This window comes from Paenibacillus sp. LK1 (genome assembly GCF_002750415.1).
Lineage (GTDB): Bacteria > Bacillota > Bacilli > Paenibacillales > Paenibacillaceae > Paenibacillus > Paenibacillus taichungensis.
The window spans coordinates 343,098-365,912 of record NZ_PEII01000006.1 but is presented as its reverse complement, the minus strand read 5'-3'; the positions used below and the strand labels follow the sequence as shown (position 1 = coordinate 365,912).

The 22,815-nt window shown below is 46.0% G+C and carries 22 protein-coding genes; 7 read left to right on the top strand and 15 right to left on the bottom strand.

The genetic code is table 11. From position 1 onward, the window contains the following. Positions 1–22: 22 nt before the first annotated feature. Positions 23–580: a DUF1697 domain-containing protein gene (locus CS562_RS16225; RefSeq protein WP_099857146.1), complete on the top strand. Its 558-nt coding sequence runs from the start codon at positions 23–25 to the stop codon at positions 578–580. 180 nt (positions 581–760) lie between these two features. On the opposite strand, the gene CS562_RS16220 is transcribed toward CS562_RS16225, so the two are convergent. From CS562_RS16220 to CS562_RS16200, 5 genes are all read right to left on the bottom strand, one after another. Then, positions 761–1,204, bottom strand: a complete 444-nt coding sequence (locus CS562_RS16220; protein ID WP_099857144.1) for an Hsp20/alpha crystallin family protein — start codon at positions 1,202–1,204, stop codon at positions 761–763. 189 nt (positions 1,205–1,393) lie between these two features. Beyond that, positions 1,394–2,605 carry an MFS transporter gene (locus CS562_RS16215; protein ID WP_099857142.1) on the bottom strand — a complete coding sequence of 404 codons (1,212 nt, stop codon included), beginning with the start codon at positions 2,603–2,605 and terminating at the stop codon, positions 1,394–1,396. Positions 2,606–2,715: 110 nt separating this feature from the next. Continuing rightward, a complete protein-coding gene (locus CS562_RS16210; RefSeq protein WP_099857140.1) occupies positions 2,716–3,672 on the bottom strand; it encodes a helix-turn-helix transcriptional regulator in 957 nt (318 codons plus the stop codon). A gap of 249 nt (positions 3,673–3,921) precedes the next feature. Beyond that, a complete protein-coding gene (locus CS562_RS16205; protein ID WP_099857138.1) occupies positions 3,922–5,556 on the bottom strand; it encodes a carboxylesterase/lipase family protein in 1,635 nt (544 codons plus the stop codon). A 158-nt stretch (positions 5,557–5,714) separates the two neighbouring features. Next, positions 5,715–6,971, bottom strand: a complete 1,257-nt coding sequence (locus tag CS562_RS16200; RefSeq protein ID WP_099857136.1) for an amidohydrolase — start codon at positions 6,969–6,971, stop codon at positions 5,715–5,717. A gap of 398 nt (positions 6,972–7,369) precedes the next feature. Between CS562_RS16200 and CS562_RS16195 the strand changes: the two genes are divergently transcribed. Both CS562_RS16195 and CS562_RS16190 read left to right on the top strand, forming a co-directional pair. Further along, positions 7,370–8,983, top strand: a complete 1,614-nt coding sequence (locus CS562_RS16195) for an alkaline phosphatase (RefSeq protein WP_099857246.1) — start codon at positions 7,370–7,372, stop codon at positions 8,981–8,983. A 190-nt stretch (positions 8,984–9,173) separates the two neighbouring features. After that, positions 9,174–9,539 (top strand): VOC family protein, encoded by a 366-nt coding sequence (locus CS562_RS16190; RefSeq protein ID WP_099857134.1) that lies wholly within the window; start codon positions 9,174–9,176, stop codon positions 9,537–9,539. 129 nt (positions 9,540–9,668) lie between these two features. Here the strand turns inward: CS562_RS16190 and CS562_RS16185 are convergent, their stop codons facing one another. From CS562_RS16185 to CS562_RS16150, 8 genes are all read right to left on the bottom strand, one after another. Continuing rightward, positions 9,669–10,907, bottom strand: coding sequence for a GNAT family N-acetyltransferase (locus CS562_RS16185; protein WP_257219510.1), 1,239 nt, complete (start codon positions 10,905–10,907; stop codon positions 9,669–9,671). Positions 10,908–11,145: 238 nt separating this feature from the next. Continuing rightward, positions 11,146–12,627: a methyl-accepting chemotaxis protein gene (locus CS562_RS16180; protein WP_099857132.1), complete on the bottom strand. Its 1,482-nt coding sequence runs from the start codon at positions 12,625–12,627 to the stop codon at positions 11,146–11,148. A gap of 299 nt (positions 12,628–12,926) precedes the next feature. Beyond that, positions 12,927–13,970, bottom strand: coding sequence for a pectate lyase family protein (locus CS562_RS16175; RefSeq protein ID WP_099857130.1), 1,044 nt, complete (start codon positions 13,968–13,970; stop codon positions 12,927–12,929). A 198-nt stretch (positions 13,971–14,168) separates the two neighbouring features. Continuing rightward, entirely contained in the window at positions 14,169–15,308 is a 1,140-nt protein-coding gene (locus tag CS562_RS16170) for a DUF4179 domain-containing protein (protein WP_099857128.1), read from the bottom strand. After that, a complete protein-coding gene (locus tag CS562_RS16165) occupies positions 15,298–15,846 on the bottom strand; it encodes an RNA polymerase sigma factor (RefSeq protein ID WP_257219509.1) in 549 nt (182 codons plus the stop codon). The genes CS562_RS16170 and CS562_RS16165 overlap by 11 nt, the downstream gene beginning before the upstream one ends. A 143-nt stretch (positions 15,847–15,989) precedes the next feature. Next, positions 15,990–16,316 carry a hypothetical protein gene (locus CS562_RS16160; RefSeq protein ID WP_099857125.1) on the bottom strand — a complete coding sequence of 109 codons (327 nt, stop codon included), beginning with the start codon at positions 16,314–16,316 and terminating at the stop codon, positions 15,990–15,992. Positions 16,317–16,353: 37 nt separating this feature from the next. Further along, positions 16,354–16,977 (bottom strand): SMI1/KNR4 family protein, encoded by a 624-nt coding sequence (locus CS562_RS16155; RefSeq protein WP_099857123.1) that lies wholly within the window; start codon positions 16,975–16,977, stop codon positions 16,354–16,356. A gap of 38 nt (positions 16,978–17,015) precedes the next feature. After that, positions 17,016–17,465 (bottom strand): DUF6386 family protein, encoded by a 450-nt coding sequence (locus CS562_RS16150; protein ID WP_099857121.1) that lies wholly within the window; start codon positions 17,463–17,465, stop codon positions 17,016–17,018. 102 nt (positions 17,466–17,567) lie between these two features. Here CS562_RS16150 and CS562_RS16145 point away from each other — a divergent pair, with 102 nt between their 5' ends. The 4 genes from CS562_RS16145 to CS562_RS16130 all read left to right on the top strand — a co-directional run bounded on the left by CS562_RS16145 (position 17,568) and on the right by CS562_RS16130 (position 20,758). After that, positions 17,568–18,380, top strand: a complete 813-nt coding sequence (locus tag CS562_RS16145; protein WP_099857119.1) for a MerR family transcriptional regulator — start codon at positions 17,568–17,570, stop codon at positions 18,378–18,380. Further along, positions 18,377–19,066, top strand: a complete 690-nt coding sequence (locus CS562_RS33835; protein ID WP_099857117.1) for a GNAT family N-acetyltransferase — start codon at positions 18,377–18,379, stop codon at positions 19,064–19,066. Before CS562_RS16145 ends, CS562_RS33835 begins: the two co-directional genes overlap by 4 nt. Beyond that, a complete protein-coding gene (locus tag CS562_RS16135) occupies positions 19,039–20,142 on the top strand; it encodes an alpha/beta hydrolase family protein (RefSeq protein WP_257219508.1) in 1,104 nt (367 codons plus the stop codon). Before CS562_RS33835 ends, CS562_RS16135 begins: the two co-directional genes overlap by 28 nt. A gap of 292 nt (positions 20,143–20,434) precedes the next feature. Continuing rightward, positions 20,435–20,758: a PilZ domain-containing protein gene (locus tag CS562_RS16130; protein WP_246318214.1), complete on the top strand. Its 324-nt coding sequence runs from the start codon at positions 20,435–20,437 to the stop codon at positions 20,756–20,758. A 68-nt stretch (positions 20,759–20,826) separates the two neighbouring features. Here CS562_RS16130 and CS562_RS16125 read toward each other — a convergent pair whose 3' ends face one another. Together CS562_RS16125 and CS562_RS16120 are read right to left on the bottom strand one after the other, a co-directional pair. Continuing rightward, positions 20,827–22,173: a uracil/xanthine transporter gene (locus tag CS562_RS16125; protein ID WP_099857113.1), complete on the bottom strand. Its 1,347-nt coding sequence runs from the start codon at positions 22,171–22,173 to the stop codon at positions 20,827–20,829. Beyond that, the gene (locus tag CS562_RS16120; protein ID WP_099857239.1) at positions 22,170–22,754 is read right to left on the bottom strand and encodes an ankyrin repeat domain-containing protein; all 585 of its coding nucleotides are present in this window, start codon (positions 22,752–22,754) and stop codon (positions 22,170–22,172) included. Before CS562_RS16120 ends, CS562_RS16125 begins: the two co-directional genes overlap by 4 nt. Positions 22,755–22,815 lie beyond the last annotated feature (61 nt).

The window sequence follows — 22,815 nt, the reverse complement described above, 5'->3', positions numbered from 1 at the left end:
ACAAGATACGGAGGGTTGAATCATGATTTATGTTGCTTTGCTGCGGGGCATTAATGTGGGCGGGAATAACAAAATCAATATGAAGCAGTTAAAAGAAACGTTTGAGCAAGCCGGCTTGCTGGATGTGGTGACATATATCAACTCAGGAAATATTATCTTTGCCGATCATCAGGAACGCGTGGATGCGAATACAGAATTATCCCAGATTCTTGAACAAGCCATAGCTGTCGATTTTGGCTTACAGATCAAAGTAATGGTACGTAATTTGGATGAAGTCCGAACTGTTATTCAGGCACTACCGGAGGACTGGACAAATGATGCCACGGCCAAAAGTGATGTCATGTTCCTCTGGGATGAAGTGGATGATGCATCCGTTCTGGACAAACTGCCCATCAAACCGGAGATCGGCACATTGCTATATGTTCCCGGAGCCATTTTATATTCCGTCAGTAAAGAACTTGTTACCAAAAGTGGTATGAACAAGCTCATAGGCTCCAAGGTCTACAAATATATGACGGTTCGGAACGTGAACACGACCCGCCAGATTTACAAGCTGATGCAGGTTGCGGCTGAGAAGTAACGTGAATCAGCTGATATTGAGCTCTTCCAATGACCAAGAAATAGACTGTAAATGTTCAATCAGACTGGTTAAATAAAGATGTGAAAATTCCCCAGGAGAGGCCCCGGGGAATATCATCAAGAACGCTTCCTGCTTGCTGCCTGCCATGAAGGATGGATAACGCTCCTGTATTTATATGTGTCAGTCAATCTGAATGCTTTTTCGGCTGTGATCTTCACCCGGCAGTTTCGGAATGTCGAGCTCCAGCAATCCATTTTCCAATCTGGCTTTGATGTTTTCCTCATCAATATGCTCCACATAGAAACGTCGGATAAATTCACCTGAACGTCGCTCCTGCCGAATGATTCGATTCGTATCATCCTTCTGCTCAGTCATTTCATTCCGTTTGGCACGGATGATCAGTTCATTACCTTCAACCTGAATGTCTATATCCTCTTTGGCGATGCCGGGAAGCTCGGCTTTTACCACGTATTTGTTTTCTTCTTCGCGAATATCGGTCCGAAATGACTGTACACCGGTTCCGAATGGAGAGAGGAATGGAGACTCAACCATGTCATTGAAGGATTTCAGCATGTGTCCGAACAAGTCTTCATTTCGTTTGCGAAACGGAATCAGATCAAACATCAAAATCAGCTCCTTATGTGTGGTTGGTTTAGTTGTTGCTTACACGTCTAATTATAAAATCGATCCCTAAATTGCTCAAAATCCGTTAAAGCTCAAAAAGAACGATTTTTCCAAGCCACGACTCATTCCCTTAAAATAGATTCTGCTTTCTTTAATTTTGACCTTTTTTGACCTTCTGGCTTTATCTGACTATGATGCAGAACGTGTAGTCTCCTTTGCCTGCACTGGACCAGATTGATCTTTTTTAATGCCCAGCATAATAATACCCATGATGACAACCAACAGAGCTACCAGCATGAATGGAATATGTTTATCCACCTGATACAACGTTGTTGTGAGTAAAGGGGTAATTACGGCAGATATGCCCTGAATCGCTGCAACCAATCCGGCTGCGCCGCCCTGCTGTTCTTTGCTAACCGAAAGAGAAGCTCCCGCCATGAAACCAGGCATCATCAGACCCGAGCCCATGCCGAATAGGAAGAATGAGAGATAATAGACAACCAATTGACTGGAGATCAGAAACAAAACCATACTTGCGAGCAGAAAAAGGGACCCGAGTAAAATCATCGGCCGCGGCTGCCATTTCAACCACTTCATCTGGATTACCTGCATGATCAGCATCGCAGCCCCGGAGAACATCAGTCCGAACGAAACCATTCGGGCTGTAGCCCCTGGAGATAATGAGAGTTGATCCTGAAAATAAAATCCACCGACAACCTGTACCGTCATAATGCCAATCATCGTAACTAACCCGGCAGCAAGATACATACGCAAACCGCGTTGGAGCGGGTTAACCTTGGGCGCTTTCTCCTGAATGACCGGCTTGGCAGCAGGAATGAGCAACAACGCAATGATAAACGCCGCTACCGCAATAAAAATACCAAAATAAAGCGGCCACAGGAGACCGATAATGGTAAAAGCGCCTGCAATCGCAGGGCCAAATACAAGCCCCAGCCCATTGGCGGCACTAATAATCGCCATCCCGCTTCCCCGCTCTTCTCCTTCCGTCACATCTCCCATATATGCCTGAGAAGAGGATAACACTGCCGGAATGAACATACCGATCAAGCTCCGCGTTACAATTAGAAGGGTTAACAGAAGTCCCCCTCCGATCCACGCATTTAATCCACTATACATCGCCAATGCAAACAACGCACAGCTTATGGACATACCTATGAATCCAATCAATATGATGGGTTTTCTGCCTTTCAGATCACTGAACCTGCCCCATACCGGGCCCATCACAGCCATGGCGATGGACCCGAGTGAAATAATGAGTCCGGAATGACTTTCTTTCATCCCCAGTTCCCGAATAAGCGGCGGCATAATGGGAGCAATAAGCATAAGACCCAACATCGCTGCAAATACGCTAAAAAAGATACTTCCTCTGATTCTGTTCACGCTCATACACTCCTTTATTTTTCAGTACAGTATCCACTGTACCTGGAGTATATAAGGCTGAGAGAATCTCGACTGCCTCCATACGGAACAATTAACGGTTAGACGGATTATTAATATATTTTTTTCATTTCCGATGGCTTCACGCCGAATTTACGATAGAATTGCTGAGAAAAGGCACTGATATTGCTGTAACCAACTGCTATCGCTGCCTCAGTGACGTTGTTTTCTTGACTACGCAGCAATTTCATAGCGTTGTCGAGACGAATCTGGCGTAAATATTCAAATACGGTAGTGCCAAACAGCGCTTTGAAGCCTTTTTTCAATTTGAAATCGTTTAGACCCACCTGTTTGGACAACGCCAGCAGGGATGGAGGGTCTACCATACATGCCTCCATAATCTCCCGGGCGGTATGCAACTTCCGTATATCCTCTCTGGAGAATCCTGAAGGAATAGGAGCCAGATCAAACAGCTGAATCATAAACCGATTCAATATCTCCAATGCGGTCGCTTCCATCATTAAGGAAGATCTATAGGGGTTGTTCAATTCCCCAATCAGACTGTCAATCATCGTTCGAATTCTGTGATCCAGCTGAAATATAATCGGTTTGAACACACAATGTCCTAAAATGTCCTGAAACCGAATGGACTGGCTCGTTGCCAATTGTGCGCCCGCATAATTGAACAACGAGATCGGAATTCCGATGGCAAAAGAAGTATAGTTCTCCTGCGCAGGCGGATGGAACCAGGCTTCAAAATCACGCATCATAATGAGTGCTCCCTGCCCAGTGGCCAGCGTATATTCCTGACCAGATATATCTACGTAACGTGCACCTGACAAGGCAAATTGCAGCTCAATGATGGGAATATTCGACGCAAAGAACGTAGAGCATGGTTCACTATATTTAATCTGAGAATACACAATTTCGATACCACTATACGTGGTTACTCTTTTTATATTTCCACTGCCCGCTTTAGCAGAGAGCAGGTACGTATTTTCATCTTGCTGACTGAATGGTTCCTGCGTTAAGTAATGCTGGTATACGACAGCTAACGAATCGAAACCCATGTGTTCTCACCTCGTCTATAACTTGATCATGACTCTCAGATAGAGATTTGTTTAATTGAGAATAATTCTCAATAATTCTACCTCAATTTCTGCTTTTAGACCAGCCCCATGACGAGATCACTATTCTACATACGAAAAAAATCCAGAAACCACCTATAGATATGGTATTTTCACATTGAAGAATGAGGAGATACGCCTGCAACTAAAAAAGAACACGAGAGAGCATTCTCTCGTGTCCTTTCACATGACTTATTCCCAGAAAAAACGTCCGGCAAATACCTTCTCCGTCAGCAACTTGTATGTCTCGTCTGGCAATTCTTTTTTCATTTTCGCCATTACGACATCCTTGCCTCCATTATATTGCGTAGACATGCCGATCTCAACTGTGGTACTGCTTGCGTCCAAGCGCATAATTGGTGCTTCGGCGTCTTTTGACCAAGGTGTCCATTCTGCCAACTCCGAGGATCCACCACGACCCGGGTTACCTGTGTAAAGGAACTGCTTCAAATATGCTGCCATCGCTGCAGACAATGCCTCACGGCCAGGTTTGTTCTGTTCACTAAAATAACCTTCAGGGAAAAGGGCGACGACGCCGTCTGCGTGTCCTGTGTAAAAGTCCATATCCGCGCCATGCGGTGCGCCCAGCATTGTTTGCAGTCTTTCGGAAATGACCCCAGCCTGTGTTCCCCATGCAAAACGATAGGCGTATACAGGTGGCTGTCCCGCTTTACTCTTCAAGCGTTCAGCTACCCGCTCTGTATTAAAACCTGCATAAACCTCACTACCATATTTCAGAGCTGCGGCATACTGTTCGGCCTTGGTTTCATCTGTAAACAGAGTTTCATCATGAAATGAGGGTACAAAGTATGGATCACCGAAAGCAAAGCTGGAAAACTCGGTTTCCAAACTGCCCAGCAGAACAGGAACTTGTGCATAATTACCGCTGTTGATGGCATCGAAACCTTCTCTTGGAATGACCGTTCCATCACGGAATAGATGTGGGAATGGCTGCATACGAATCGCCGTTGAACCATATACAGTGACCAACTTGTCCGCAGGCAACTCATGCAAATAACTCGCCAGTTGTGCCTGAGACTGCATGCCGATCCATGTTCTCGCATGTTCAATAGAGGTCATTGTACCCTCTTGCACGAGCAATTTCACAAGTGCATGCTCGGATTTTTGCTCTCCTTCCTCCGGTGCAGCCGTGGTCAGGCCACCACTGAACGCAGCTGCTTTCTGAAATAACCCTTTGCTTAGCGGAGAGATTAATGCTGCCAGAACATTACGTGCTCCTGCCGACTGCCCGGCCAACGTAACATTGCCTGTATCTCCGCCAAATCCCTCGATATTATCCTGTACCCACTGGAGTGCACGGAATGCATCAAGCAAGCCATAGTTGCCCGAATCATCAAGAGGATTTCCGGTTTTCAATGCAGCATTTTGAAAGAACCCAAGAGCTCCCAAACGATAGTTCACCGATATGATAATGCTGTTCGTGTTACGCGCAAGCTGTTCACCCTGAAAATCCTTGCCTGATCCGGTCATATTCCCGCCGCCGTGCAGAAACACCATTACCGGAAGCTTGGAACTGGTTGTATTCGGACGCCAAATATTGAGATACAGTGAGTCTTCACTTCCGGCTATCGTTTCGCCGGATAACTGCAAGCTGCACGCAGCAAATTCCTTGGCTGTTCGAGTCCCGGTCCATGCATCCGGTTCACACGGCGCTTTCCAGCGTAATGCACCTACCGGAGGTGCTGCATAAGAAACGCCTAACCAGCCGAGCGTACCGTATTGTTCATAGATTTTTCCGTCAATAGCTCCATATTTTGTCTGCTGCAATGTTTGAGGTTTGAACCCCTGATCTTGTTTATGTTTCATCCAACTCTGCTCCAAGGTTCCAACGCCATTTTTGAGCTGTGCCTGTGAAGCTTATGCAGTCTCCTCAGTACGTTCGCTCATACTCCTGCCTTGAAGCGCGTTCACCTCCTTAACTGATATGTAAGTGAAAGCCTCTCCTTGGTTGTAGTTATATCTTTCTAGCGCGTCCGAGCCAATCTCTCCAGCAGTTCTACCGCAGGAGCCAACACTGCTTCATCAATATCGAATTCCGGATGGTGATGCGGAGCAGGCAGCTCGCTGCCAATAATCATATACGTTGCTTTCCCACCTTGTTCCTGTACGCGCCGAATCATGTAGCTGGCATCCTCACTTCCAAGTGAAGCACCATCCGAAATAGCCTCCGCATGGGTAAATCCTGCGATGCCTTCAGTTTGCTGCACAACAAGCTCTGCAAGCTCCATATCACAGCGAATAGGGACTGCACCGCCGATGACTTCAACCGTGGAGCTTAACTCATGCATCGCCGCGCTGTGCTCGATGATCTGACGCACCCGTCGCTCCAGCTCACGATTCGTTTCTTCACTCGTTGAACGGGTTTCAATCACCATCCGTGCGTGCTCGGGAATAATATTGGCTCCTGTTCCGCCTTCAAGAATACCCACATTAATGCGTGTATCTGCCGTGCTAAACCGAGGCAACGCATGAATATTAAGGAGTGCCGTAGATGCTCCCAGCAAAGCATTCCGTCCTTCCTCCGGGATGGCCCCCGCATGAGAAGCCACACCTGTAAAATGGGCTTCCAGCTTGGTCGTTGCCAGAAATCCGGCAGATGCCCCTCTGACATGACCGGAAGGCACACCTGTACCCAGATGTATGCAGAACAGACGGTCTACCTGTTCCAGCATACCTTTTTCGACCATGGCATACGCACCACGCACACCTTCTTCAGCAGGCTGGAACAGCAGACGGATCTTCCCGGCGAAATTTCGGTTACTCAAACGTTCTGCAAGTGCAAGCCCGATGGCTGTATGTCCATCGTGTGCGCAAGCGTGCATAATGCCTTCATGACTGGAGCGGAATTGCCCCGCTTGTGGTATATGTTTATCTGACTTGCTCTCACGGATCGGAAGTGCATCCATATCGAAGCGGAACGCCGTTGTTGGTCCTTCCTGTTCTCCTTGTAACTCAGCGACAACTGCCGTAAATCCCCCTCGCATCTGCTGCACAATCGCTGGATCTGCCCCTTCATCGATGGCACGCTGATATGCATCTTCCAACACTTCAGGCTTTGGCAGACCTCGCCGCGATGTGTCATCAATGGCATCTTTTCCATAAGTCACACGGTAACCCAGTTCCGTTAACATCTGCACGACTTTTGCAGCCGTACGAAATTCGGTGAATCCCAGCTCGGGATGTTCGTGAAGGTCTCGTCGAAGCGCAATAATATCAATCATGGTCACTCACCTCTCTCATCAAGCTCTCTATTTCATCATGCATACACCTTTACACTACGAATTCTATACCTTAGCTCGCTAATCCTGTTTCGCGATTCTTCTAATCAAGTACTTCACACCCCTACTGAGAGAAAGCTTCTTGCTGCATATCTGCTGCCCCTCTGTCCTTCAACAAAAAAGCGTCGGCTGATTGAAACACCTTGTCCCTTCCATAATGAGATGACGAATATCCAAAACCTATCCAGCCGCGCTTCTCTAATCGTAAAATTTACATTTAGTTAATCGAGTACATACGCTCATTTATCATTGATTGTATACACTGGTTTTGGATACCAAACTATACATATCATTAGGAGGATGTGTTCATGTTAAATCGATTCAATACCCGTGCTGCCAAAATGATGCTCGCGGTTACGACCATTGTTACAGCTACGCTGGGAGGCAGTAGTGCAGCATGGGCTGTGGAAAACACCACCTCATCTGCTTCACCGATCAAAAATGTAATCATCCTGATCCCGGACGGTATGGCGAACGACGCAACAGCTTTGGCTCGCTGGTACAAAGGTTCCTCTCTTACTCTGGACTCCATGGCTAGTGGCATGGTTCGTACACACTCTGCGGATGCGCCGATTGCGGACTCGGCCCCTGCGGGAACAGCCTTTGCTACAGGTCACAAATCACATACAGGGTATGTCGGAGTACTGCCTGATAAAGCAACGATGCCTGGACAAAAAGCCATCGCACCGGGAGATGCGAAAAAACCGGTTGCTTCTATCCTGGAAGCATCCAGACTGGCAGGCAAAGCAACTGGCATTATTGCGACATCTGAAATTATGCACGCCACACCAGCTGACTTCTCCGCCCACTATCCGGATCGCAAAAACTATGATGCATTGAGCAAACAGCAGGTCTATAACGGTATGGACGTTGTTCTCGGTGGAGGAAGCAGTTATTTGGAGCCTGCGGGACGCAAAGATGGCGAAAATCTGGTCTCATCCATCAAAGCACTGGGCTACGATTATGTGACTACTCCGGCAGCGATGGAAGCTTCCACTTCAGGCAAGCTGTGGGGGATGTTTGCCCCGGCAGGCATGGCTTATAATATGGATCGTGATCCAGCTAAACAGCCAAGTCTCGCCGAGATGACAACTAAAGCGATCGAAGTTCTTTCCAAAGATGAAGATGGCTTCTTCCTGATGGTTGAAGGCAGCAAGGTCGACTGGGCAGCACATGCCAACGATCCAATCGGCATTATCAGTGATGTACTGGCATTCGATGATGCCGTCAAAGTAGCCATGGATTTTGCCAAAAAAGATCAAGAAACTGTCGTTGTCGCTGTCACGGATCACCAGAACGGTGGATTGACCATCGGTAATGCTTCAACGACAGGCACCTATGATAAAGAGCCGTTGTCCACATTTATCGGACCTCTGAAAAAGGCCAAGCTAACAGGCGAAGGTTTGGAATCCAAGCTGGATGCCAAACGCACTAATATCAAAGCTGTGATGAAGCAATACTATGGCATTACCGACCTGACTTCCGAGGAAATCGCTGCAATTAAAGCGGCCAGTCCCGGCAGCCTCAATTATACGGTTGGACCGATGATCAGCAAACGTTCCGGCATCGGCTGGACCACTGGTGGTCATACGGGCGGAGATGTTGTGCTGTATACGTACGCTCCGAATAATGATCGACCTTTCGGTGTTATCGACAACACGGATGTAGCCAAATACATGGCACGTGTGCTGGACCTTGACCTCGATAGCGTTAGCAAACAATTGTTTGTGCCCGCCAAACAGGCTTTTACTGCCAAAGGTGCAACGTACAAGCTGGACCTGACGGAAGCCAAAAATCCGAAGATCCTCGTAACAAAAGGTAGCACCAAGCTTGAACTGCAAATCTACAAAAATATCGCGCTCGTTAATGGCAAAAAGACAACCCTGGATGGCGTAATTGTCTACAATGGCGTAGAAGCCTTTGTGTCACAGGATGCGATTGATCTGATTCAATAAAATAGCGCCCCCTCATTGAACGGCACTCTTAGCTAAACTGCCCAAGAATATTCTTGGGCGGTTTTTCGAATTCACTTTTAAATCCAACTTCTATATGCAAAGGTAACGTAGTATAGTAGGCCCACGCACAAGCTTATCGTATAATAAGCATAACGTTGATAAATATGACGTAAAAAAGGAGAGACTCATGATGTTGATCAGATTAAACTGGATCACACTGCGGGTACGCGACTTGGAAGCATCGCTCCGTTTCTACCACGACATGCTTGGGCTGCCGATTCAGCGCAGATTCGAAAGCCGGGGACGGCAGATCGCCATGCTGGGACTGGAAAATGAAACGAAGTTGGAACTGATTGAGGGCAGCGAAACCACACTCAAGCCAGAGGCCGGTGTTTCGATCGGTTATGAGGTAAGGTCGCTGGACGAATCCATGGAGCAGCTCGCCGCATTAAGTATCCCGATTGTACGAGGCCCCGTCCAGCCCAATCCGCATCTGCGATTTATTTACATTGCCGATCCAGATGGCTTCGAAGTGCAGTTGGCTGAACATGCATAATTAAGGCGTAATATTGTTTGAGGCGAATCCAAATAAGTGTACGTTTCACGATGACCGGCCTGTTTTGTGTGGAGCCAAACCTGCACGAGCACCCCACATAGGATGGCGTCAGCGCGCTGTTGTGCAAGTTTACAGCTTCATCCGGCGCATTAGCGGTACACCCACGCGATTCAAAAGCCGTTCAAGCAGCAGCCAGCACCAGCGTCTGCTCATTGGCAGATGGCGCTCATACACGGCAGAATACTCGAAATCCGATACAGCGCCACGGTTGCGCTTGAACTGCGCAGCACCTGCACTCTCATGCAACAGATGACCGCTCTCACGGGCCTGTCCAATCAGGCAAGCTGACAACATGCGGTACAGCCCGATGGACTGGGGTAGCGCCGTATCGTAACCGAACAACGGCGTTGTCATCACCCCATTTCGACAGAAGTATCCCATAACCGCATCTATACGCCCTTCCTTTCGCAGACCACACAAGGTCAGCGCTCCCGAAGCTTTTGCTGTCGCAATGAACTGTTCACTGAATTGCGGATTATCATAAGAATATTTTTCGAGGTATAGCAGCCTGTACAGCTCCGCGATTCGCGGAATATCTTCCTCCGTCAGATTCGCTCCGGAAACGAATTCATATTCGTGCTTTGTCAACAATTCGTAATCCCGCTTCAGCAGCCAGCGCGACTTCGCATTGCCGAAATTTGGATCATTCGCCCGGTACAGATAGATTTGCCGGCTAGGAATTAGTTGACAGCCTGCTTGCTGCAGCTCTCCCGTGAAATCAGAGTGAAGTCCTGGGCACAAGGAACGAAATACGACGGCATGCTCAGGATAACGTTCCCTTACTGCTGCAAGCAGACAAACCGCCTGCTCTCCTGACATGGCAGGATACAGGTTTGTTGATAACAGCCAGTTGTTGATATGTACAACTTTGTTTATTTGTGATTGCCGCATTCCCCACCCCACCACACTGAGCAGCGCGAAAAACCCTTTTTCCAGCAACGGTTTCCGAAGCAGCATCAACTCCTGCTTGGCATACCGTACATAATGTGTATAAGGCGAACAAACGTAAGAATTTTCATACTCTGCATCATTTACTGTCAACGGAAGCACTAGATCGTCAATTCGAGCAATGAGTAAGGTTGTGTTTGCATTTATCATGAAGTCCCGTGTCCCTTGTAACATCATGGGTTCCAAATACGCTCTTGCATCTCTACCATCCTCGGTGTTAGGCCAGTCCATATCTTCGAGCGAATTCCGATCAAAGAAACGAACGCGACTATCGCGTCTTTCATTCTTCGCTGGATCTGTACGATCGTGGCTATCCGTCCTTTTTTCCATTACTGCATTCTTCACGTTCTGCTCCCCCAATTGCCCATACCTCCTGCCATTAATTATTTTTTCAAATTCTTTTCCTTCCATTATAGTGGGCCTGGATGAACACCCACAATTATTTCATTGAAAACAGTCAGAGCGATCGGCCATCAAAAAACAAACAAGCCTGCCCCCACATCATGGTTGGAGACAGGCTAAATAGACTGAACTTCGAGTATAAAATTGGAGTAATCAGGTGACTCCGATGCAGTAAGCTAGCTTCAGCTTAAGTATTTTACAGCGTACCCGTTGGAGAAACTACTTCGTTCTTATCCGATACCAACTCGTTCAGGTCCACAATCAGTTGCTCCAGTTCTCCGAAGCTGTCCACCATCTTCTGGGTCAGATTGCGCTGCTCCTCCATACTAGCAAGAATTTCTTCCGTAGCGGCACTCGATTGCTGAGTCACACTTGAAATTTCTGAAACCTCATTAACCACTTTGGTAGAGGAATCTCTCATCGTGGCTGAACTGCTCTCGATATCTGCGGCCTGATTCAATACTTGCTGAGAATTGCTGTTGATCGTACGGAAAACTTCTTCTGCCGTTTGCACACTGTCTTTTCCTGCTTCCAAAGCGAGTCGAATACGCCCAAATCGATCCGTCAACGCCTGTGTCTGTCCTCTCAAACGGGACAAAATAGCAGCAATATCACTGGCCGACTGGCCGGAGTGCTCTGCCAGCTTGCGAACTTCCTCCGACACGACTGCAAAGCCGCGTCCATGTTCTCCTGCACGGGCTGCTTCAATCGCTGCATTAAGCGCAAGCAGATTTGTCTGATTTGCAATATCTGAAATACTGTTCAGCATTAGCGACATGGACTCACTTTCCTCGTTAAACTTACTCATATCATCGGCTGTGGTATTAATCGTTTCATACAGCTCCTGCATCTGAACATTCAGTTGATCCATTTGTGTGCTGCCTGTTTCTGTACTGGTTGCCATGCTGGCTGACAGTTCTTTCATCTGAAGTGAGTAGGAAGCAACATCGCGAATATGCTGATCCGACAAGGACAAGGACTCTGAAATTTCTGCTACACTAGTAGCCTGGAATTCAACGCCTTTGGCCACTTCACTGAATCCCAGCGTTACTTCATGGGTAATGGAGCCGGTGTCGGTTACTTTTTGCTTCAGTTGTTCCGTATAACGAGATAGGCCATCTACAGATTCTTTGACCCTTACAAGCATTGTTTCCACTCTCATTTTGGAATGCTCCACCTCTTGCCACCTGGCCTCGCTATCCCAAAAGAGTCTTTGATTCAACTGGGAAACCATCATCAGAATGGCTCCAGTAAGTGCAAACAACCCTACATCAACAATATAGCCAATAAACTCCTCGGAGCTCTTTGTCTCCACCAGAACAACCTGAAGAATACTAATAACAAGCAGCACGAGAAATCCGGTTGTGAACAGTTTCTTGTCAGGATAGAGCAATAACACTGAAGTGATAACCAGACTTAAAGTGATGTTAACACTTCCCCAGCCTGCGTAGACGCCACAGATTGTAATCAGGAGTGTACAAAGCCACGGGATCACATGAATATACTTCTTTTTGATATTGGCGTACGTTACCCAACCGGTGAATAAAATAGCTACCCCACTCGAAACAAGCAGCTTGGGTTCCAGAAAGGCCATACCAAAACCGATGGCAACAATAACCCACAGGATGATACAGATTAGCTTGTTCCTTTTCCAGATGATTTCATCATAACGATTCATGAATTTCCCGTCCTTTTTATCAATTAAATACGCTGGTGAAACATTTCTGTACTATCTTTTATCAGTCTATGGTCCTTGCTTATGAATAAATCGCAAAATCCTAGGGCTTTGTTATAGTACATTAGGTCTTCATAAACATGAAAACACACTTACTATATATCGGAATTTTATTATAAATTTTTAATATATGAAGGAATATAATATGTACTTATATTTCAGAAATTTTATTTGGTTTTCTCCATAGTAAAAGCCCGTATCAGGGATACGGGCTTTTTCATGTTAAGGGGGTCAGCTACCTTTTATTTTCCGAACACAAGTGTGGTGTTAGACGAACCTGCATACTTGGTGACAAACTCGCGAGCATAACTGGCTGTCTGCACTTCATAGCTGTAGTTGGTACTTGGTCTCCAACTTGTTTGGGGAGAAGATGGGCTGCTCAACGCAGGTGTACTGCCTGTATCCGTAAATTCTCCGTTTCCTTTATCATCCAGAATGCCGCCTTTTTCAGCGCCTGCACCGAAATAATTGTTTTCAGAATAAATACGTGCTTTCTCGCCAATGGTAATGGCCTGGTTAAAATTGTTGGCGTAATTGTTTTTGATATGGAAATAACCGTATCTCATGAGACCAGGACCACGTACATACAGGTTTTCAAAATAGTTATTTGCCATCGTTACATGAGGTACACCATTATAGCTGCTGTTGCCATCATTCGGATATCCAAGAATAATTCCGTATTTGTGGTTTGCAAATTTGGAATTGCTGATCGTAATATAATCTGCGCGATCCCCAATGTACAGGAGCTTGTCCAGATCACTTCCGCTCGAGCTGTAGCTATGGCCGGAGAACGTCACGTGATCAATCCAGTAGTTGGAGCCTGAAGTAATATACATCTGGATATCGTCGTTAGCATTAATATTGGAAGCGTGTTCAAAAGTCAGATTCTGAAAAATGACATTGCTTGAGCTGGACGTCGATCTGAAATGAATGTTCGTCAGTATGTGTTTATCAAAAGAGCCTACCAACGTTTTGTTCGATCCAAATTCGACTTTCTGCAACGTAGAGGAAGAAATATTTTGTTCAATGACCAGTATTTTAGCTGTTGTGCCTGCCATATGTGTTCGCAGATCGTTCAGATTGCTGATGTAGATGACCTGACCGTTCTTACCACCTGTCGTGGCTGATTTGGATACACCACTCTCATTTTTGGCGTTACCGGCAAAACCCGTTAAACCATTCGTGCCTGTGTTGGGATAACTGGCCGCACCATATGTAGCGGGTGCCGTGGAGACCGTCAACAATAACAGTGTTACAGCGAGTAAAAGAATCGAAAATTTCTTCAAAATTTCACCATCCTTTATAATTTTATCCTGAAAGACAAGTTGATTATATCGTGTAACATCAGATGTGACAATACAAAAATTGCAATTTAACCAATATTTTTATTTTTTTGCAACAGCAGTCCCCGTATAAGAAAAATGAAAAGACGACACAAAGTCATCTACAAAAACCATGACTTTGTATCGCCCTTCTTCTGAATCCTATTTGATTCTCAGTTCCAGCATATGTTTCTCGGCTTCCTGCCAATCATCGTAAACTTTGCCGGGTTCACCGCGAAGTTTTAATACCAGAGATTGTGGGCCATCCAGCAGATTACTACTAAAGGAATAGACCATCCCATCTTCCGTCCCATTACCTGATACACCGGACAATTTGGTCTTCTGCCCGTCCTTGGTCGTGGATACAATTTCGATAGGGTTAACCACATCACTGACGGAGAGTTTAGTTTTATAATCAATTTTTTGATTAGGTTCATAGATAAATCTTACCCGTGTCATAAGTGGTGATACCTCTGCTTCAGATAACAATACCTCATGACCCCCAATCGTAAATAACTGATTAAGTTTGATCTTTTCTGTCTTGGGTACCGAAAATTTAGGGTCCAGATCGAAGCTCACTTCCATCGGTTTCGAGAATTGGTATTTGGGATCTTTTTTAACCTTATTCGTGTCAGCCAACAGATCAGGAACTACAGATGAAATGCGAAAATCGAACTTCACTTGATCAGGAAGCGGTGTATTCCCATCCATTTCAACGGTGCTGCGTCCGTAAAGTGTATACTTTCCATTTGGGGTGTACAGGCTGCTTATACCGCTATAGCCAAGCGATTGGTTCGTCATGCCATTGACCACATTCGTTTTGGGAACTGAATATATCTCCTGGGAAGCATCCGTCTGGGCTGTGTACAATACGATCATCTTGTTTTCATCCGCCATCACTGCATTGACGGTTAACTGATATATTCCTGATTTCACAGAACGATTCACGAGCTGCACATAACCATTGTTAATTGCGGATGAAATCGTGTTTCCGTCTACCTCTTTTCCAGCCAACTCCCGAAAAGGTTCAAGAACTCCCCAATTCTGTGCGGGCGGGCTGTACATTGCTTGTTGTGGTGTAGAACCAAGCGGACCCATTAGCAGCCAACCGGCTGCCAGAGCTGTTACGAGCACTGCCGTAATCCACTTTAATTGCACATGACCTGTCATTCGCCGAGTTCTTGCCTTTGCCAGACCTCGCTGAATGGCAAACGCCGTGTCCGCCGGATTCAATTGCTGTCTCTCCAGCTTAACCTGGGAAGCATCTGCGAAAAGTGCCTGTTCCTCCGGACTAGTTGTCATGCCAATCCCCCCTGTTCTTCATCTGTTTCCGTAACAGTTCCAACCCTTTATGCTGCCAGGTCTTGATGGTGCCCTCCGGTTTGCCAAGAATGGAGGCAATCTCAATCGACGTCATGTCATTATAGTATTTCAGCAGTAATACATGGCGGTATTTAGGTTTGATTTTCTCAAGCATGGACCACATCGCAAGTCTGTTGTCACTGCATCCTGCAATGGCAGAATCGGATATCGCCTCCTCCAACCCTTCGCTCGGCAGAGGTGTGGCCCGTTTGCGACGCCTTTGTTCATCAATGCACACATAGATCAGAATACGAATAATCCATGATTTGAACGCCTTCTCATTTTTCAGAGAGCGACGCTTGATCCAGGCCCGGCATGTCATCTCCTGCACCGCTTCGAGCGCGTCGTGATGATTACGCAGGTAACTGTAGGCAATGGAGATCAGCGTGTCCTGATGCTCCATGATGGATTGGACAAATGCCGTCTCGTCTTCGCTCTGTACAAACAGCATCTTTTTCATCTCGGCTTTGGTTTCCACCCTGCAATCCCCTCCTTCTTCTCTCTCTTTCTGTGGTTTAAGACGGATGAACAAGCCAAACCGTTTTTTATTTATTTTCCATCACAAAAAAGCCCCGCCTAATCCTGAGGAGGAAGCTCTTGTATTGATTTCCGCATCATTATTTAAAGTTCAAACCATTCCAGCTCATTGTCATCCTGATTCACAGCTGCTTCCATCTGCCTTAGCCAGTTTGCTGCGATGTCACCCCAAGTATGAAACAGACAATATATGTATAACTCTCCCTCTACAATCTCATCCATTCCCGATGCCACTTCAATCGAGACTTGTAGAGCTTCAGGCCAGGATGAACCCTCCTGAATTAACGCAAACCCATCTTCATAATGCTCCAGACTATACAAGTCAGAGAAGGTTAAGGAATCCCCCAGTCGCTTCACAATCCGAGGTAAAATGATAGGATTTGTTGTTCTGATGCCATATTCCCAGCCCACATGGTACCTCCTTTAATCTAAAAGTAAGTAAAAACGATTACTCTTGCTCATTCAATTCATTGATCGAGCGGTCCAGCCACAATTCATACCAGTCGAGAAAACCCAGCCGCTCCGTGTTGCCCATATACTGATCTGGATAAATTCCATTACTGTTCGCTCGATCATCGGTCCAGATCTCTCCGAAGGACAATCCCTTCACAATCAGATTGAGCGACACGCCACATCCAAAATCGCTGATTCGCAGCATCCCTGCCGACCATTTTGGATCATAATACTCATGTTCAAGCGCTGCCCACTCGTCCTCTTCTTTGCTGTCGTCGTACCAGTCCACATCCCAATTCCAGGATTCCACATGTGGAAAAGGCTCAGAAATTGCATTCAACTCATCATCATAATCCATCACCAAATATATGCCGTTCTCCGGCTTTTCCAGCCCATAATAAGGACCTGCCCCACCACTTCCAATCACAAGCAAAAAAGCTTGATACTCTTCGGGCAGCTCTATCTTCCATTTCTGTTCAAAAGCTTTAATTTTGTCCAATGTCCATACCGGAGCCATCTCATATTGATGATTCTCTGCCCCAAACAGATTCCGCTTCGGGTCCAGAGTCTGGAGTTTGTTCAACTTCCCCTGTATGCGTTCCAACTGTACCTTGTACATGTATGTAAGCCTCCTTCCATCACGTTGTACCTATAACGTCAGATTCGAATCAAGTCATTCAAACTATTTTCGCTTTGCAGACTGGGTTTGATGGTAATCGAAATTTGGTTGTCTTTCTTCGTTACCGCACATGCATAATTTCCGGGCTTCATCTGGAGCAACACACCACCGCAAGACTCATCGGGTTCTAGCTCGCCCCCAGTGACATCCTCCGCCGCCCCCAGATACACGTTACCGGAAGGGACACGTAGATGGTATACCTGTGCATTCTCCAGTTCCTTCCCCGCATCATCCAGACTCCATGTCACCTCATACTGTCCATCTTCACCCAGATTCAGAAACAAACAGTTGCCTGCATTTACCTCAATCAGTTCATCTTCCGCAATAGACCACCAGTCCGGTGTATCTTCAACACGATGTTTTAGCGCCGCCAGATCATACAGGCACAATGCTGCCGTATCCGTGAAGAACTGAAACTTCCCATTCATTCTTCATCTCTCCTTTCTAATTCAAAATAAACACCTTGACCCTAGGTCAGACCTAAGGTTTATAGTGGAACTATTCCATTCAAGCAGACAGGAGCCAGCATAATGAACAAATACATTACGATTAGCGAATTATCCAAATTAATGCATGTTTCAATCCATCAAATTCGATACTTTGAGGAAAAAGAAATACTTTTCCCGGCATATGTGGATACCAACCACTACCGTATGTATGGAATGGATGAGATCTACCAGCTTTCTCACATTCTTTTATTGCGCAAGTTGAATGTCCCTGTTCAGCAAATCAAAGAGTGCATGCTCTCCTATTCCGCAGATGACTATAACCGATTATTAACCGATTCACTTCAAGCTGTACAATCACAGATTGATTCGTTAATGCATATGGAACAATTCATTCAAGGCATATTGCAGGAACAGCAGGAATGGATCAGCCAATCACAGCAGGATCAGTGTATACCCATATATGAGATAAAGGAAATTCCTGTTCGGCATTTCACCACTTGGATCACCATCCAACCAAACGAATCTTTGCATGCCCGTGCACTTTATCAGCATCGTACGGATCAACCTGCATTGTTTGAAATTGATTTACACTACTTGTATACCTTAGGCCAGGTTGCAGTCTGTGTTCCGTCTTCTAATTCTATCAGCGATTCTTTTGTTGAAAAAGGGTTGTATCTAACCAGATCATTCACAGTGACATCCGAAGAAAATATTGCCCAGGAAATTCATCACCTTAAGGAATATGCATTTCAAGCCACTTACGTGCTGGTAGACCCTATAATTTTGATTGAAAAGTCCTATCTTTCCATGTTAGGAACTGATCAATTACACTATGAGATTCAGGCCAGAATTGAGGTCACTCCTTCTAAAGTGAAAGAAAGGAACCCATTATGAACCTCACGAATCCAATTCAAATTGTGGACTATGATGATCAAAGTCAACATCAACTGGCTGTCCGAAAGTTAATAGTCCATTCTTTTGCAACCAAGTTTGAGGCTCTTGTTCGGCTCGCCCCAACGGAAATAGTTGACTTGCTTGGCGCTATATGGGTTGAGCAGGGAAACTCACCCTCCGGTAGGCAGTTCATTGCTATGGATGGAAACCAGGTTGTCGGGGTTCTATCCCTGAAATGGTGCCTCAAAAACCCCCTACAGATAAAAAAGGATATCCATCACATTCCACTCCGTAAGCTTTGCAAGCAATATGGACTACGCAATGTCTGCATGTTTATGGTCGGAATGATTGCCCTGGAATATAAGCCAAGACCACACGAATGTTATATTGAGCATTTGGCTGTAGCTTCAAGTCACCGAAAGCGTGGGATTGCCAGACAGTTGCTAATTACAGCTCAGCAGTTTGCAAACCAACATCTCCATTGTAAATATATATCTTTGCACGTATCCAGCAGCAACACACAAGCCATTCGTCTTTACCAACAATTGAACTTCAGAGTGGAATCATCACACAACAGCATTTCCCGAAAATTCCTGTTCCGTGAACCTGAATGGATTTTCATGATGATCCCTATCTCTAACATACAGGAGGCATTTCAGTGTTTAAACAACAACCCCCTAGACTAAGATTATTTACGACCCCAGTTTTCAAATGGCTGATCGGTGTAACAATCATCATTCTGGCTATTGTGTCTTGGCTGCTCATTCAGAACACATTCAACATGAAAGAAACACGCATCTCCATTCCAACCTCATATGGACAATTAACGGGTATACTCACACTGCCCAAACAGCATTCAGATAAGGTTGGCCTTGTCGTTTTTGTACATGGTGATGGTCCGATTAATGCCAGTTATGACGGTGGATACCGACCTTTGTGGGAAAAGCTTGCCATGGCGGGGTATGCCTCCCTCTCGTTGGATAAACCTGGTGTTGGCGGTTCCTCGGGAAACTGGCTTGACCAGACCATGGAGGATCGTGCACAGGATGTCTTAACCGCCATTGAATGGGCCAGAAAAGAACCATCTATTGATCAAGATCGAATTGGTTTGTGGGGTGCCAGCCAGGCTGGATGGGTCATTCCAAACGTTGTGAAACAAGATCCGGATATTGCATTTAGCATTTTGGTTTCCCCCGCCATCAACTGGATTACACAGAACAGATACAACACGCAGCAGGAAATGCTCCAGAAGGGATATACCGAGGAAGAGATCACTGCAAGGCAGCTCTATAATGACCAGGTTCTGCAGCTGATTCGAAACAAGGCCACCTATGATGAATATAAACTCATGGCTAATAAGGACCAACTCATTTCCAAGGAGCGTTGGACGTTTATCGTCAACAATGTGGAATCGGATGCCACAGATGGGCTCGTTTCGTTTCAAAGCCCTGTTCATCTCGTGCTTGGAGGTCAAGATATAAATGTCGATGTTCAAGAGACAGAGCGCGTGTATCGTCAGATGATTCCACAATCACTGCTCAGTGTAACCAAACTACCGGATGCTGATCATTCGATGCTGCCCTCTTCACTGGTGCATTCTACGTTAAAAACCTATGCAACCGCCTTGTTCTCGCCACGAAAACTAATGGACGCACAGTATTTGGACGATATCGTTCAATTTTTGAACTCTATTCACGCAGTTGATCAACCGTTTGTTGCACACATCCGGTTCCCAATCGATTCATTTCTCCTGAAATTCTGAAGAAAAATGACGCAATTTGATCCGCTCCTTCCCATTCTGATCCAGGTGAAAAATCAGAACCATATCCAACCATTATATCAAGCCCGGCACACAGGTTAAAGGCATTCAAGAGTTAACTAGATTCATGTTATACATGTGAAGAATTAAGGTGTTAGCAAACAAGGTTAATCTCTTCATTTTTTTAGCAAAATTGACGATATAATGATAACTGACTTTTTTTGATTTTGTGGAGGAAACCATGGCTATCAACCTTAGAAGAGAACCTTTTCGCTATACTTTAAAGGAACCAATAATGTTCGAAATTTTTATTCTCAGCATTAACGGCGCCTCAGCACCACCCAAACCCATTCAAGCGGAATTATGCGATATCAGCCGATCGGGCTGTCAGCTTTCATTTCCGTTAAATCTGCATGTGGAGTCCAATAACATCCGAATCGGCATGAACTTGTTGCTTTTTGAAGACCCCTTGTATTTGGAAGGAACGCTGCGCTGGGGCAAAGAAGAGAATAACCGATGGCACTACGGCGTACAGCTGGAGATCCAGCAAGGTAATCATGAGCGTCTATCCAGAGAAATGAGAATGCTTGCGGGGCAAGGCAAAATTATGGTGAAGTAACCCGGCAAGCACCAACCTAACAAAAAAAAACAGCCCGGTGAACCGGACTGTTTCAACATTTTAGATATTCAGGCTGCTTTGGTCGCAGTCGTAGTATTGTCCATCTTGGACCAATCCACTGTGGTTTCAAGCAAAAGTGACACCACAACTCCAATGACAAGCCCATTGCTAATGATCGGAATGAGATACATGGGTAGAGCCTGAAAAGCTTCAGCAGGGATGTTCATTACAGCAACACCTGTAAGAACCGGCAGTGCCACACGATAGATTGTTTTGGAATTAAAAGTGGTGCCTTCAAGTGTTCTTAGAGCTGTACCAAACATTTGCAAATAGGCAACAAATAGCACGGCACTCCCTACACTGGGAGGAATTTGTGCGAAAAAGGCTGTCACAGAAGGCGTCAGTCCTAATATACATAACATGCCTGCTCCAACAACAAACGCAGCCCGTTTCAGAATACGGGTGCTCTCCAGAAAACCAATCGAAGAGGCAAATAATCCGAACGGCAGCACACCTACACACGCAGATAACATGGTGAACAATCCCGTAAGCATGTATGATCGTTTATATTGTTGGCTGGACGTTTGCACTCCATATATTTTTTCGACAGAGCTTAACGTGGTTATGGAGTTTGTCATATTCACCAGCCCGACAAAAAATGCTGTGATGACAATACCCGGTTCCCACTTCGGCGTCCCCCACGGAAACCAGGAAAACAGGTTTAAATTCTGATGACCGGATGCTCCTGCATGCTGTCCAGGGAATACAAAACTGTAGGCAATCCACCCCGTCACGATGCCAATCAGGATGGAGTAGTTACCGAGCTTGCCTTTTCCCTTAAGCTGGATTAAGGCCACTAGAAACGCTATGGCAACGGACAACGCCGCTACAGGCAGGTTAAAATTGCCGAACTCGGTATATCCTATCATGCCTTTGAAGAAATTCATGGTCAATTGAATCGTCATCAGAAATAACATCGCACTCTTGACCATTGGTGTGAACAGCTTCTGAAGCACATGCGCTGCTCCAAGTCCGCCCAGGATCATCATCGTCAGACCCGCTAACAGAAAACCCGCAGCCAATCCTCCCCCGATACGTTCGAAACTCATGCCGGCTGATGAAGCCGAGGCCGTTAAGCTTAGTGTCAGCCCCCACCATAATCCCGAGGGACCATCCATCACGGCATAACGATGTCCAAAGAACGCCTGTAATATACACACAGCCCCAGTAAGCAAAAAGGCATGCTGCATCGACGCAGCAATGGCCTCCGGTGAAAGCTGAAAATTATGTCCGATGGATAACGGCACCACCACAGTGTTGGTAAACAGGAAGAAGAACCACTGAATGCCTGCCAATGCAAGCGATGACGCACCCTTTATATTATTTTGCAAAGATTGCTCTTGATGTCTGTTCATGATTGAGTTAACATTCGCTCCATTTCTTTATAATGATGCCTCTGGGCATGCGCAAGTGCTGTAACTCCGTCCCGGTCAGCAATGAAAGGATCAGCACCATATTGCAAAAGCAATGCTACGATCTGCTGATGACGAGTGCCGCCATCCCCCAGAATGACCGCTTCCAGCAAAGCTGTCCAGCCCAGATTGTTGATATGGTTCACATCCACATCCGTGCATTTCAGAAGGATCTCCACAATATCGACATGACCTCGATCTGAAGCAGGAATCAGAGCTGTGCCCCCAAACCGATTCGTAATCCGGGTATCAGCACCTGCTTTTATAGCCAGTTCGACCATTTTTCGCAAACCTTCCGCACTGGCATACAGCAGCATGTTATCCAGTCGTTGATCCTGGATGTTCACATCCGCTCCCGCTTCAATAAGTGTACTTGCCGTCTCTGGTTTGTTCCCATGTACCGCGGCCATCAGAGGTGTCCGTCCTCGAGCATCCCGGTCATTCACTCCAGTCCCTTGTGCGATAAACCGCAGCACATCATCCGTATGTCCAGCTTCAGCAGCTGCATGTATTGTTTTCAGCATCGCACCTTCACCCTCCAATTTGTCGCCATCCTCACGGCATATATTCAATACATCATAATCT